This is a genomic window from Pedobacter sp. B4-66 (genome assembly GCF_018492665.1).
GTDB lineage: Bacteria > Bacteroidota > Bacteroidia > Sphingobacteriales > Sphingobacteriaceae > Pedobacter.
Genome location: NZ_JAFVME010000001.1, coordinates 337,472 through 352,101, shown reverse-complemented (window position 1 = coordinate 352,101; position 14,630 = coordinate 337,472). Strand labels below are relative to the sequence as shown.

The 14,630-nt window shown below is 37.1% G+C and carries 8 protein-coding genes; all 8 read left to right on the top strand.

Going from position 1 to position 14,630, the window contains the following annotated elements:
• Positions 1 to 19: 19 nt before the first annotated feature.
• The 8 genes from J1905_RS01435 (at position 20) to gdhA (ending at position 14,539) form a co-directional block, all read left to right on the top strand.
• Positions 20 to 1,351, top strand: a complete 1,332-nt coding sequence (locus J1905_RS01435) for a sigma-54-dependent transcriptional regulator (protein ID WP_214225402.1) — start codon at positions 20 to 22, stop codon at positions 1,349 to 1,351.
• Between the two features lie 286 nt (positions 1,352 to 1,637).
• A complete protein-coding gene (locus J1905_RS01430; RefSeq protein ID WP_214225401.1) occupies positions 1,638 to 3,392 on the top strand; it encodes an ATP-binding protein in 1,755 nt (584 codons plus the stop codon).
• 96 nt (positions 3,393 to 3,488) lie between these two features.
• Positions 3,489 to 4,055 carry an RNA polymerase sigma factor gene (locus J1905_RS01425; RefSeq protein WP_173092512.1) on the top strand — a complete coding sequence of 189 codons (567 nt, stop codon included), beginning with the start codon at positions 3,489 to 3,491 and terminating at the stop codon, positions 4,053 to 4,055.
• A gap of 96 nt (positions 4,056 to 4,151) precedes the next feature.
• A complete protein-coding gene (locus J1905_RS01420) occupies positions 4,152 to 5,219 on the top strand; it encodes a FecR family protein (RefSeq protein WP_214225400.1) in 1,068 nt (355 codons plus the stop codon).
• Positions 5,220 to 5,386: 167 nt separating this feature from the next.
• Positions 5,387 to 8,833: a TonB-dependent receptor gene (locus tag J1905_RS01415; protein ID WP_250317958.1), complete on the top strand. Its 3,447-nt coding sequence runs from the start codon at positions 5,387 to 5,389 to the stop codon at positions 8,831 to 8,833.
• Between the two features lie 25 nt (positions 8,834 to 8,858).
• Positions 8,859 to 10,754, top strand: a complete 1,896-nt coding sequence (locus tag J1905_RS01410; RefSeq protein ID WP_214225398.1) for a RagB/SusD family nutrient uptake outer membrane protein — start codon at positions 8,859 to 8,861, stop codon at positions 10,752 to 10,754.
• A gap of 112 nt (positions 10,755 to 10,866) precedes the next feature.
• On the top strand, positions 10,867 to 13,041 hold the full coding sequence (locus tag J1905_RS01405; RefSeq protein ID WP_214225397.1) for a TonB-dependent receptor family protein: 2,175 nt from the start codon (positions 10,867 to 10,869) through the stop codon (positions 13,039 to 13,041).
• Positions 13,042 to 13,198: 157 nt separating this feature from the next.
• Positions 13,199 to 14,539: an NADP-specific glutamate dehydrogenase gene (gdhA, locus tag J1905_RS01400; protein ID WP_214225396.1), complete on the top strand. Its 1,341-nt coding sequence runs from the start codon at positions 13,199 to 13,201 to the stop codon at positions 14,537 to 14,539.
• Positions 14,540 to 14,630: the final 91 nt, after the last annotated feature.

Sequence of the window (14,630 nt, the reverse complement as noted above, 5' to 3'; positions counted from 1 at the left end):
ATTGTTGAAATTATCAGCGATGCAAAACACGGTTTTAATAATAGACGACGAGAAAAAGATCTGTAGCCTGTTGGCGCGCATCATTGAGCTGGAAGGCTTTAAGGTTTTTCAGGCAAACACTGGAAAAGAGGGGCTAAAAGTTTTGGCTGCTCAGGATGTGTATGTGGTAATTAGCGACGTAAAACTTCCTGATATTAATGGGGTTGAGTTGGTAAAGGAGATCAAGAAGATAAAGCCTTATGCTGAGGTGATCAATCTGACTGCTTTTGGAACGATACAAGATGGTGTAATGGCCATGCGTAATGGCGCTTTTGATTACATCACTAAAGGCGATGATAATGATAAAATTATCCCTCTTGTTTATAAAGCAATGGACAAAGCTAAGCTTCAGTTTAGGGTTAGTGAATTGGAAAATAAAGTAGCCAGGAAGTATGATTTTTCTGCCATACTGGGGCAGTCGAAAGCGATTAAGGAAGCCATATCATTATCGGAAAAAGTCTCGGGTACAGATACTACCGTTCTTTTACTTGGTGAAACAGGTACAGGAAAGGAAGTTTTTGCACAAGCGATCCATTATGAAAGCTTAAGGAAAACGAAACCCTTTGTTGCCGTAAATTGCAGTGGATTTAATCACGAACTTTTAGAAAGTGAGTTATTCGGTCATAAGGTGGGAGCCTTTACAGGTGCAATTAGAGATAAAAAAGGTTTACTTGAAGAAGCAAACGAAGGGACTATCTTTTTGGATGAAATTGGTGAGATGAATTTGGATCTGCAAGCTAAGTTGCTTCGTGTATTGGAAAATCAAACTTTTATAAAAGTAGGGGATACACAAACCAGTAAGGTTAATGTGCGTATCATTGCCGCTACAAATAGAGACTTAAAAGCTGAAGCGGAGAGTGGTAAGTTCAGATTAGATCTTTACTATCGACTTTCTGTATTCTCGATTGAGTTGCCGCCATTATCTCAGCGAAAATCTGATATTATATTAATTGCTAAACATTATTTGAAAGAGTTTGCTAATAAAGTAAATAAGCCTCAGCTTACGATGGATGATGATTTTTGTGATTTACTCCTTAAACATAACTGGAAAGGGAATATTAGAGAACTTAAAAATGTAATTGAGCGAGTAGTTATTCTTGCCGATGGGAACTCAATTACAGCAAATCTGCTGCCTTATGAGTTTCATGTTGCGGAGATTGCTTCTGAAGGGGATATGATGAAATTGGAAACAGTAGAGAAACAGCATATAGATAAAATACTTAAGTACACTGGTGGTAATAAAACGGAAACTGCTCGTTTACTGGGGATTGGTTTAACTACTCTATACAGAAAAATTGAAAACAAGGATTAGGCTTTAAACCTACTGAACTTGATGAGGCTCTCATAAAGCTGAATGATAGTAATTACTAATGATCTTATCATAATGACAAATAACCCTTCCATTTTGGAAGGGTTATTTGTTTTCGCAATATTTCATTTTATAGTTTTATAGTTTTTATTGGCTGATAATCAACTTATTGTTGTTTTGGTTGTTGATGTGGTACATATGTTGGCTATAGATTACTAAAGATATACTTGTTTCAGAATATTATGAGAACCGATATTTTTAACCAATTTTTACATAATATTAAAATACGATGAAAATAAAAACCAAATTACGCCTCGGATTCGGATTTCTATTCGTGGTTGTTCTCTTTTTCGGTGCAATTTCCTTGTACTATATGAATAAGATTTCGGTTAGCTCAAAGGTTATTTTAAAAGATAATTACGAAACATTAAGTTTTACACGCCAAATGCGAGCGATACTTGATGTAAATAATTTGCCGCTTCCGGCTAATGTATCAGCGCAATTTGCTGGATTACTTGAACAGGAAGGTAAAAATATAACAGAGCCTGGAGAGGGGGCTGCTGTGGCTATTTTAAATTCAGCCTATAAGGATATTGTTAATCCTGAAGTAACAAGCGTCAGTCGACAAGCTGCGGTAAGTAAGGCCAGACTTCAATTGAGTGTTATTGATCAATTGAACATGAATGCAATAGTTAGGAAAAATGCTGCAGCACAGGTGGCTGTAGAAAGGGCTAGCATGTATTTAATTTTCGCGGCATCTATGTGCTTTTTAATTCTGTTCTCTTTCATTGTAAATTTCCCTGGTTTTGTTGCTAATCCATTACGTGAGTTCTCTGAAGCAATTAAAGAGATCAGTAAAAAGAATTACAAACAACGTTTGCAATTTAATGGATCGGATGAGTTTGCCGAGCTAGCAATGTCTTTTAATACAATGGTAGCTGAACTTAATAAATGGGAAAATAGTAACCTGGCTAAAGTTCAATCTGAAAAGCTTAGAATTGAAGCTATAATAGAGCAGATGCAGGATGCCATTATTGGACTAAATGAAAAAAACGATGTGCTGTTTATGAATAAAGTAGCTGCGCAATTGATAGGCATAAATGAGAAAGAAGTTATTGGATTAAATGGCTTGGATCTAATGAAAAAAAATGATCTGTTAAACAGGATTTTGCAAAATGAAGGAGGCGAAAAATTAATGAAAATTTACGCTGATGAGAAGGAGTCTTATTTCCAGTTAGAGCGTAGAAAAATAATAGTGCCAAGCTATAATGAAAACAATGAACAGGCCACTGTGCAGACAGGAAAAGAAGCGGGGGAGGTTTATATTTTAAAAAATATTACCCAGTTTAAAGAGCTTGATGAAGCTAAAACCAATTTTATAGCAACAGTTTCTCATGAATTAAAAACCCCTATATCATCTATAAAAATGAGCTTAAAATTAATGGATGATGAGCGGGTAGGAAGCATGAATCCCGAACAAAAAGAATTGGTTCAGCACATTAAAGAAGACTGTAGTCGATTGCTGAAAATTACCAGCGAACTGTTAGATCTGGCTCAGGTTGAAACCGGTAATCTGCAACTAAATTTTGTAAAAACTGACCCTCGGAAAATAGCAATTTATGCTATGGATGCTGTAAGATTTCAGGCAGAGCAGAGGTCAATAGAATTGGAGCTGATCAGTAGAAATAATCTCCCACATATAAGTGTTGATATTGAAAAAACGGCATGGGTGCTAATTAATTTTCTCTCTAATGCCTTAAGGTACAGTTCAGGAAAATCTAAGGTTGTAATTCAGGTTATTGAAATAGGAAAAAACATAGAGTTCTCTGTTCGTGATTTTGGAAAAGGGATAGATGAGCAGTATCAAAAGAGATTATTCGATAGGTATTTTCAGGTGCCAACCGATGGAAATAATAAATCCGGATCAGGTTTGGGACTCGCAATTTCAAAAGATTTTATCACTGCTGAAGGTGGCGAAATATGGGTTGAAAGTGCAATTGGAGAGGGTAGTAGGTTCTGTTTCTCTTTGCCTGTGGTTGATTAATAGGTACTTATGTAGAGCCGAATTACAATAGAATTGCATAGAGATTTGGATGGTATTGTTAAATTCATACATTTGAATTAATCAAATATAACCCCTATGCCTAAACATTTACCCGACCTAAATAGTCTGATAAGTCATATTGCTTTATACAATAATGAGAACGCATATGAGAAGCTTTTCAAATCTTTGTTTCCTTCTTTATATCGTTTTTGCTTTTGTTTATTAAAGTCAAGAGAACTTTCGGAAGAGGTTGCGAGTGATGTGATGATTACGCTGTGGCGAAACAGAGAAAAGTTATCGGAAGTAAGAAATATAAAAGTTTATGCTTTTGTTATTGCCCGTAATTTATCATTAAATGTTCTTAACAAACATTCAAAACAGGAGTGGATTTCTCTTGATGATATTGATTTCGAAATTATTCTGGATAACTTGAATCCGGAGCAATTATTGATTAATGACGAATTGAAAAAGAAATTAGAAGGAGCAACCGAAAAATTACCTTCTCAATGCAAATTAGTCTTTAAACTGATTAAGGAAGATGGGTTGAGTTATAAGGAAACTGCATCCATTTTAAATATTTCTATTAAAACAGTTGATGCCCATTTGGTATCGGCAATAAAAAAAATGAGTACTGTTTTAAAAGCAGAGTTTAACCTCATGTAAATAAAACTTTTATTTTTTTTATAAAAGACTAGGGAGTTTTCTCAAAAACATTGTCCTATACATACAAACCAATATAAACCTATCCGGATTATCTGTATGTATAAAAACAGAATTATAGAATTATTAGCCCGTAAATTAGCTGGTGAGGCCACACAAAGCGAATTGGAAGAGCTGAATGACCTCATAACAAGGTATCCGGATTCTGTTTATTATGAAGAATTTTTATCGCAAGTTTGGGAAAATTCAGATGAACAATCTGATATACCTGATGTGGACCAGGCATATTTGCAACATAAACTTAAATTCAGTGAAGAGTTTATCCAAATTGAAGAAAAATCTAAATCATTCAGTTTAAAAAAATATAAGAACATCATTGCTATAGCTGCGGTGTTGTTGGTTATTGTTTCTGTCTCTCTCTTTTATTTTAGCAGAGGAGATAAGTTTTCTCCAGATACCCAGATTGTGGCCGGAAAAGGCATCCGTAAAAAAATCAAACTTCCAGATGGTACGATGGTTTGGCTTAACTCCGATAGTAAGCTTTCTTACGAGAGTGATATCAATAGAAAAAAGCGACGTGTGGTTTACCTTGTTGGTGAGGCTTTCTTTGATGTGGCGCATCGTAAATCCCAGCCTTTTATTGTTCGTACCGATAAGATCTGCGTAAAAGTTTTAGGAACAGCATTCAACATAAAAGCCTATCCCATCGATAAAAAGTCAGAGGCTACGCTTATTCGTGGCTCCATTGAGCTTTCAGTAAACGACAGATCAGAACAAAAGATATTGCTGAGTCCTTCAGAGAAATTTGCATTGGTTGAGGATAAAAAGGTGGTACGTGCAAAATCCAATATCCTACCAGACCTCCCTAAGGACATTACTTTAACGATCGAACATGTTGTACCCGTGCGCATTGGTGAGAATGAGTACATAGAAGAAACCTCATGGCGTGATAGCCAACTCGTATTTCAGAATGAATCTTTAGAGGATCTGAAACCAAAACTAGAACGCTGGTTTAATGTGCAGATCAAGTTTGAAATAGAACAACCAAAATCTTATCGCTTTACAGGTGTATTTAAAAATGAAACAATCGAAGAAACCCTGAAAGCAATGCAATTAATCAAACCGTTTAAATTTAAACTTAAAGAACATGACCTGATCATTTACTAAACAAAAAAGGGAGTTAAATGCGGCTAACATTTCTCTCCCCCTAAACCTTCATGAGTAGCTAAGTGCTACTATTACAGATTTTTAACTTTGAAATTCACAAATCTATGAAAAAAAAAGAACTGTGCAATAAAGTTCTATGTGCCAACTTTCCCAAAAAAAAACTAATAATGATGCTAAACTGGATCTTTGTTTCATCGTTCCTCTTATGTTTGCAGGTATCAGCGTCTACCTTCTCTCAGGGTACAAAGGTTGATTTAGAGCTCCATAAGGTCAAATTAAAGGAAGCACTCAACGTGCTGGAAAAGAAAGGGAACATACGTCTGCTGTACAGCGAAGACGACCTTTCGGGTAGTAAAAATGTTACGATAATAAAGAATCAGATCTTTGTTGCTGACGCTCTGATATTACTGCTAAAGAACACTAATCTGGAGTTTCAGGAATTAGAAGACAACCTGGTTGTAATAAGATTAAAAAACACTTGGGCTGCCGATATTTTGGTGAAAGGTCTGGTAACGGATGCCAATGGAACTGGTATCCCCGGAGTAAGTATTAAATTAAAAGGAAGCGAAATTGGTGCAACTACAGATGCAACAGGTAAGTACAGCATCAAAGTTCCGGAAAATGGAACGCTGCTATTCTCCTATATGGGGTATCAAACCCAGGAAATAGTGGTGAATAACCAGTCAACAATTAATGTTAAACTGGTAGAAAGTGCTCAAGCTCTATCAGAAATTGTAGTCGTTGGTTATGGAACACAGAAAAAAGCTGTAGTTTCAGGTGCAGTCGCTTCTGTTAAAGGAGCTGAATTGGCAAAAACACCAACTGTAAACCTTTCAAATTCACTGGCTGGTCGTTTACCAGGTGTTACTGCGGTTCAGGCAAGTGGAGAGCCGGGATACGATGGCTCAACTATTCGCATTCGTGGGGTTAACTCTCTAGGAAATAACAATGCTTTAATTGTTATCGATGGAGTTCCAAACAGAGCAGGTGGTTTAGAACGTTTAAATCCAAACGATGTAGAGAGTGTTTCAGTACTAAAGGATGCATCGGCAGCTATCTATGGTTCAAGGGCGGCAAATGGTGTTATTTTAATTACGACTAAACAAGGCAAATCTGGTAAGCCACAACTTTCTTACGATTACGGTTATGGATTACAACAGCCAACCAGAACGCCAAAAATGTCTAATTCTTCTCAATATGCTGAGATATTGAATGAGTTAAACATATTCGGAGCGGATTTACCGCAAGATCAGTGGAGCGCCGCCTGGCAGGCATTTAAAGAAACAGGGTCATATAAACGTACCGATAAAGAAGGCACAATCAGTGCGGCATACCGGCCTGATGAGATGCAAAAGTTACGTGATGGTTCAGATCCTTTAAGGTATCCAAATACTGATTGGTTTAATACCACACTTAAAAACTGGTCGCCTCAACAAAAGCACAATTTACAAATTAATGGAGGAGGAGATAACATTAAATATCTTGTGTCGTTAGGATATTTAGATCAGGATGGTTATTACAAAAAATCTGCAACAGGATATCAACAATATGATTTAAGGATTAATCTTGAAGCAAACATCAATAAATATGTAACTGCAACTTTAGGAGTAACAGGCAGAGAGGAAGTCCGTAATTTCCCTACTGTAAATGCATCTGATGTATTTAGAATGTTGATGCGCGGAAAACCAACAGAAATTGAGGTTTGGCCAAATGGTTTACCGGGACCAGATATTGAGTTCGGGTATAACCCGTATGTAACCACTACGGATCTAACTGGCTATAACAGAGATCGCAGAGATTATTTGCAAACCACAGGTAAAGTAGAAGTAAAGATACCTTGGGTGGATGGTTTAAAAGTGACAGGAACTGCATCCATTGATAAATTTTCTGGCAGACAAAAAAGATGGCAAACACCATGGACTTTATACTATTGGGATAAAAAGTCTTTTGAACCAGACGGTGTAACCCCACTGCTAAAAGGATCTGTCCGCTCAGAGCGTACTGACCCTAGTTTAACGGAAACTGCAGGTGCTCAATTGGCAGTAAACTTAATGGGAATGGTTAACTATGATAAAAAAATAGGGAATCATAGCCTTGGTTTAATGGCTGGTGTAACCAGAGAAAAAGTCGACAATGATGGGTTCTCAGCTTTCAGAAGATATTTTATTTCAACTGCATTGCAAGAACTATTGGCAGGTAGCGACAAAGAGCAATCAATCAGTAATCCGGGCGACCCAAATAACTTATACAAAAGAGCACGCTTAAGCTACTTCGGTAGGGTAGGATACAACTACAAGGAAAAATATCTTGCTGAGTTTTTATGGAGAGTAGATGGTTCTTATATCTTCCCTGAAGATAGACGTTTTGGGTTTTTTCCGGGGATGTCATTGGGATGGAGAGTGTCGGAAGAGCCTTTCTTCAAAGACAACGTAAGCTTTATCAATAATTTAAAAATCAGAGCTTCCTGGGGGCAGATGGGTGCCGAGGCGTATTTTGGTGATGCGCTTGCAGAATATCAATACCTAAGTACAATGGGTTTTGGTAGTTATGTTATCGATGACCAATTAACTCAGACTTTAATTGAAAATCGTGTACCTAACCGAGACTTTGGATGGGAGGTAGCAAACAACTCCAATATTGGTTTAGATGCTTCATTCTTAGATAATAAATTAAGTTTCGAGTTTGATGCCTTTTATAACAAGCGTACCAATATTCTAATTTCCAGAGGTAATTCTATTCCAGGTAGTTCCGGAATTACAGACAAACTTCCTCCAGTAAATCTTGGAAAAGTAAATAATAAAGGTTTCGAGTTTAAGCTTAGCTACAATGACAATGTCGGTGAGCTAGCTTACGGAGTGAGTGTTAATGGTGGATACGCAAAAAACAAGATCATATTCTGGGATGAAACACCTGGAGCTCCTGCATGGCAGCGCTCAACAGGTATGCCTACAGGAACTGAATTGGTGTATCAATATGCAGGAGTTTTTAAAGATCAGGCCGAAATAAATGCCAACACTATTGATTATAGCGCTTTTACAGGTAATTTATTGCCAGGTGATATGAAGTTTAAAGACGTAAATGGTGACGGTAAAATTAATGGAGATGATCAGATTAGAATGGATAAAACCAGCACGCCTACTTTTACGGGTGGCTTTAATTTGAATCTGGCTTATAAAGGATTTGACCTTTCTGCATTAATTCAAGGTGCTAGCGGTGGTATGCAGATTGTAGGATTAACAGAATCTGGCGATATAGGTAACTTCCTTGAATGGTCATATAAAAATCGTTGGAGCATTGAAAATCCAAGTAGTGAAAACCCTCGCTTATCAAACCGTGGAAAAACCTATTATACAGACTTTAATAATGCTGCACGCAATACCTATTGGATGCGCAGTAACAATTATATCAGATTAAAAAATGTTGAGTTGGGTTATACATTCGCTCCTGAATTAGTAAAAAGAGTGGGTTTAACCGCGCTTAGGGTATATGTAAATGGGCTAAATCTGGTAACCTTAGATAAGATTAAGATCTGGGATCCGGAATCAACTAATTCAAGTGCTCAGTACTACCCTCAGGCAAGGGTAATTAACACTGGAATTAAGGCTACTTTTTAAGTTTAGACGAATTAAAACATTTTATATGAAAGCTATAAATAGAAATACATACATATTTTCCATTGCTCTTATTACCCTTTTCGGATCTGGTTGTAAAAAGGATTTTTTATCTGTGGAACCACCAACTGCCATTAGAGGTGAACTAGTATGGAAGGATCCTGCATTGGCACAGGCCTTTGTTACTGAAATATACAACGGACTAAGTGTTGGTGGTTTTGCTGAGCAAATGCTATCCTCAGTTTCTGATGAATCACTTTTTACGCACCCAAACAGGGGTATTGACCTCGTAAATGGAGGTACAATAAATCCAACAACATTAGGTTGGGTTGATGCTACCTGGGATTATAACCAAATGTATAACCGCATCCGTTCATGTAACATTACTGTAGAAAGGTTGACCGCTGATGATAATGTAATTACCGATGAGACAGTTAAAGATCAGTTATTAGGTCAGGCATATTTTTTAAGAGCTTACTTTTATCAGCAATTACTTCGTTTCTATGGAGGTGTACCGCTTGTAACCAGAAGCTATACACTGGTTGATAATTTCAAAATTAAGAGATCATCGTACGAAGAGTGTGTAAACTTTATCATTAAAGATTGTGATGAGTCTATCAAGCTTTTAACGGGTAAGGCTATGCTGAAAGGTCAAACTAATGCATTAGCTGGAAAGGCATTAAAAGCTCGCGTATTACTTTATGCGGCTAGTGATTTGCATGATTTATCTGATATATCAAGCCATGATAGTGAATTAGGGACACTAGTAGATAAATATACACCTGAGCAGAAGCTTCTTTTTGGTTACACACAAGGCGATCAGTCGGCACGTTGGAGAGCCGCTAAAGATGCTGCTAAGGCGGTTATCGACGGAGGTGCCGGATATAAATTAAATCTTACAGCAAAAGTTTCAACGGCAGATGGGCGTAATAATTATAAAAGTATTGCAATGGGAGGAGGTAGTAAAGCTCCTGGAATAGACGCAAATGCTGAATCTGAACTAATTTTTGCGAGATATTTTATTGACCGCAGTGATATGCGTTATGGTCGTGCTAATGGACCTAATGGATACCATAACTGGGCAGGAAATACACCTATAGGATTGCTTGTGGATGATTATGAAATGACTGATGGTACAAAGTTCAGTTGGGCTAATCCTGCGCAAAAAGCTGATCCTTATAAGGATAGAGATCCGCGCTTTTATGCAACTGTTTTATATGATGGAGCAGGATGGAAACCACGCGATAAAGTTTCTGGCGGTGTAGACCCGGCAAATCAGATACAAACAGGCGAGTATGATTTAGTTGAGGATAATAAAACTATCCGTTTTAAAGGGTTGGATACCAGAGGTAGTTCAATTGAAAACTGGAATGGCAGCTGGACCGGATACTACACGCATAAATTTATAGATCCAGACCCTAAAATCATAGATGCTTCTATGCCTCAATTTATACCTTGGCCATTTTTTAGATACACTGAGGCGGTGCTAAATTATGTTGAAGCAAGTATTGAACTTGATGAACTTGCAGATGCAGTTACATGGTTAAACCGTATTCGTTTCAGATCAGGAATGCCGGCTATTGTAGGAGGTTCAAAGGAAGAATTGAAACAAATATACCGTCATGAGCGAAGAATAGAAATGGCTTACGAAGAACAACGTTACCATGATACCCGTCGTTGGTTAATTGCTAAAGAAACACTGGGCAGACAACCAACTTACATTAAAATTTCGGGTGTATTTAAACCTGGTAAAACAAAGGCTACAACTTATGCTTATGACCCGACAGTTTATAATTACACCTATACTCCCACAGTTGAAACAGCACAGGAAAAGAGAGCTTGGGTTGCTAAGCTTTACTTTAGACCCTTCAGTCGTGATGAGATCAATAGAAATAATGAGCTAACTCAAAACCCCGGCTATTAAATAAGCGCTCAATAAAAAAGGGCTATCCAATTTGGATAGCCCTTTTTTATTGTTGTATAGTAATTAAAAGGCGAAGTTTTCTATATTAGTCTAGAACCAAATATTAAACTTTATGAGAATAATTTCTACTATCCTTTTTTCTTTTATCTGTTTACCACTTTTCTCTCAAACTTTACCCAAAGACACCGCCTCAAGGCTTAATGAGGTTAATATCAATATTAAAAAGCAACGCGATATTTCCAGACTAGATTCCCTACAGGGGACTTTTATCTTTTCCGGTAAAAAGAGCGAAGTAATTAAACTTTCAAATCGTGATGCTGCGTTAACTGAGAAATACGGCAGACAGGTTTTTGCCAAAATACCGGGAATATTCGTTTACGATATGGATGGCACAGGTAACCAAATCAACATTTCTACAAGAGGTCTAGATCCGCATCGAGGATGGGAATTTAACATCAGAAAAGATGGAATCATTACCAATTCCGATATGTATGGATATCCGGCAAGCCATTATAATATCCCACTTGAAGCAGTGGATAGAATTGAATTGGTTAGAGGAACTGGTTCTTTACAATATGGAGCCCAGTTTGGAGGAATGTTAAACTATGTAAGTAAACAACCCGATTCATCAAAAGTCTTTACATTTGAAACAATAAATACTGCTGGGTCTTATGGCTTGTTAAGCACATTTAACTCTATTAGCGGAACCAAAGGAAAGTTTAAATACTACGCATGGTTCAATAAAAAAGCAATTGAAGGCTACCGCAAAAACAGCGATTCAAAATATGATGCACAGAATATTTCTTTATTCTATGAGTTTAATCCTGACCTGTTAGTGATAGCAGAATGGACCAGATCTAATTACGTAGCTCACTTGCCAGGACCGCTTACTGATGAAATGTTTAATGCCGATCCTAAAGCCTCAACAAGATCCAGAAACTATTACAGCCCTGAAATTAATGTGCCATCTATTACGTTAGACTGGAAAGCAGGGAAGCAAACTCAAATAAAATTCATCACCTCTGCCATTATAGGTGTGCGGAACAGTGTGATGTTTGATAAACCGGCTACAACTGTAGATGCGATAGATCCTGTAACGCTTAAGTATGCCAACAGACAAGTTGATATTGATCATTTTAACAGTTACACTGCCGAACTTAGATTGCTTCAATCTTATACGCTGTTTAAGCAAACCAGTAATCTTGCAATGGGTGTTCAATATATGAACAACGATTTGCACCGTCAGCAACTTGGAAAGGGCAGTACAGATAGCGACTATGACCTTTCTCTGGTTACCCCGGGCTGGGGCAGAGATATGCACTTAAAAACTAAAAATGCTGCGGTTTTTGCAGAAAACAGGTGGGTGTTGTTCCCTAAGTTTTCAGTTAATACAGGCGTTCGTGTCGAAATCGGAGAAACAAAGATGTCAGGTGTAATCGTGAACTATCCGGATAATGCAATTCCTAATAATATAAAACATCAATTCCCTTTATTTGGAACAAGTGCACAATACGAGTTAACTAAGAATATGAATTTGTATGCCGGATGGTCGCAAGCATATCGTCCTATTATTTTTAAAGATATTATTCCTGGTTCGTTGTATGAAGTAGCGGATAAGAATTTAAAAGATGCAAAAGGTTATAATATTGAAGGAGGTTTCCGTGGTAGTTGGAAATTTTTGAATTGGGATCTAAGTTATTTTCAACTTGCCTATAACAATCGTTTAGGCACATTGGCGCAGTTAAATGATAAGGGAGAGGAGATCATCTACAGAACTAATATTGGCAATTCACTTACCAAAGGGCTGGAATTATTTACTCAGGCAGAGTTTCAACTAGGTACAGCTACTACCGTTTCTATATTTACAGCAACTTCTTATATGGATGCAAAGTATAAGAATGCAACATTGCGTTCAGGAAATAAAAACGTATCAATAGATGGGAATGAGGTAGAAAGTGTACCGAAATGGCAAAGTAGAAATGGGGTAACGTTGCGGATTAAAAGATCGAGTATGAGTGTGCTGCATAGTTATACAGCTAAATCTTTTGCTGATGCATTTAACAGCACAATTCCAACTCCTACAGGGTCTGCCGGGCTTGTTCCCTCTTATAATTTGTTTGATTTTAATGCAAATACGGCAATAACTAAGTACCTACATTTAGGATTTAATATAAATAATGCTTTTGATAAACATTACTTTACCAAAAGGCCTCAATTTTATCCAGGACCAGGGATTTGGCCTTCGGATGGTAGAACTTTTTCTGTAACATTAGCAGCTAGAATATAAAAAATACTTGACCTTAAATGAAAAAAACTTATTTTTATGCGGGAATCAAATAATAAAGTTCTATAACGAATTTTCCATTTACTTAGGACCTCCAGGCCTAAAGCATTTATGTGCGTTTAAGCCAAACTCATCATTTTTTTAACATTTAAACCAACCAATGGATTCATCGATCAACACCTTTATGAGTAAAATAGAATTACGGAATGCACATGAACCGGAATTCTTACAGGCAGTATATGAAGTAGCAGAATCAATAATCCCTTTTAGTGAAAAGAATTCAAAGTATAAAGTAAACAAGATTTTAGAAAGAATTGCTGAGCCGGAAAGGGTGATTATTTTTAGAGTGCCTTGGTTAAATGATAAAGGTGAAGTAGAAATTAATCGTGGATTTAGAGTTCAAATGAACAGTGCAATTGGCCCTTATAAAGGAGGTTTGCGCTTCCACCCATCTGTAACCCTAAGCGTTCTTAAATTCCTTGCTTTTGAGCAGGTATTTAAAAATAGCCTTACCGGTTTACCAATGGGCGGTGGTAAAGGAGGTTCAGATTTTGACCCTAAAGGTAAATCTGATGCTGAAGTAATGAAGTTTTGCCAAAGCTTTATGACAGAATTGTATCGTCATGTTGGTGCTGATATAGATGTTCCAGCCGGTGATATTGGTGTTGGAGCTAGAGAGATAGGTTTTTTATTCGGTCAGTATAAGCGCATCAGAGGTGAGTTTACTGGTGTTTTAACCGGAAAAGGTTTTGAGTGGGGAGGAAGTTTAATTCGTCCTGAAGCAACCGGTTACGGAGTAGTTTACTTTGTTGAGGAGATGTTGAAGCTGAAAGGCGATTCATTAAAAGGAAAGAATATTGTAATCTCAGGTTCTGGAAATGTGGCTCAATATACTGCAGAAAAGTGTATAGAGGTAGGAGCAAAGGTATTAACCTTGTCAGATTCGGAAGGTTTTGTATACGATCCAGAAGGAATAGATACTGAAAAGCTTAAGTTCATTATGGACTTAAAAAATAACCGTAGAGGAAGAATTAAAGAATATGCAGATAAATATAACTGTCAGTTCTTTGCTGGCGAGAAACCATGGGGCATAAAATGTGATATCGCTTTCCCTAATGCTACTCAAAATGAAGTGAACGAAAGTGATGCTAAGATTTTGGTAGACAATGGTTGTTTTTGTGTTGCAGAAGGAGCAAATATGCCTTCTACACCAGAAGCTATCCATGTATTTGAAAAAGCTAAGATATTGTACGCTCCAGGTAAAGCTGCCAATGCAGGTGGTGTTGCTGTTTCCGGATTGGAAATGTCTCAAAACTCACTTCGTTATTCATGGGATCGCGAGAAAATTGATGTTAAATTAAAAGTAATTATTGCCCAGATTCATCAGGCTTGCGTTAAGTATGGCAAAGAAGATGATGGCTATGTAAATTATGGCAAGGGTGCAAATATTGCAGGCTTTGTTAAAGTTGCTGATGCGATGATAGCGCAGGGTATTGTGTAATAAAACTTTTTGAATGTATTTAAGGGCTGAAAAGCCCTTTTTTTATTTTTAGCCTTTTAGTATTTAACCAAATAATAAGTGAAAAGTGTTG

Coding starts and splice junctions, on each gene's coding strand:
- J1905_RS01435 (WP_214225402.1), top strand. CDS start 20: ATGCAAAACACGGTTTTAATAATAGACGACGAGAAAAAGATCTGTAGC.
- J1905_RS01430 (WP_214225401.1), top strand. CDS start 1,638: ATGAAAATAAAAACCAAATTACGCCTCGGATTCGGATTTCTATTCGTG.
- J1905_RS01425 (WP_173092512.1), top strand. CDS start 3,489: ATGCCTAAACATTTACCCGACCTAAATAGTCTGATAAGTCATATTGCT.
- J1905_RS01420 (WP_214225400.1), top strand. CDS start 4,152: ATGTATAAAAACAGAATTATAGAATTATTAGCCCGTAAATTAGCTGGT.
- J1905_RS01415 (WP_250317958.1), top strand. CDS start 5,387: ATGATGCTAAACTGGATCTTTGTTTCATCGTTCCTCTTATGTTTGCAG.
- J1905_RS01410 (WP_214225398.1), top strand. CDS start 8,859: ATGAAAGCTATAAATAGAAATACATACATATTTTCCATTGCTCTTATT.
- J1905_RS01405 (WP_214225397.1), top strand. CDS start 10,867: ATGAGAATAATTTCTACTATCCTTTTTTCTTTTATCTGTTTACCACTT.
- gdhA (WP_214225396.1), top strand. CDS start 13,199: ATGGATTCATCGATCAACACCTTTATGAGTAAAATAGAATTACGGAAT.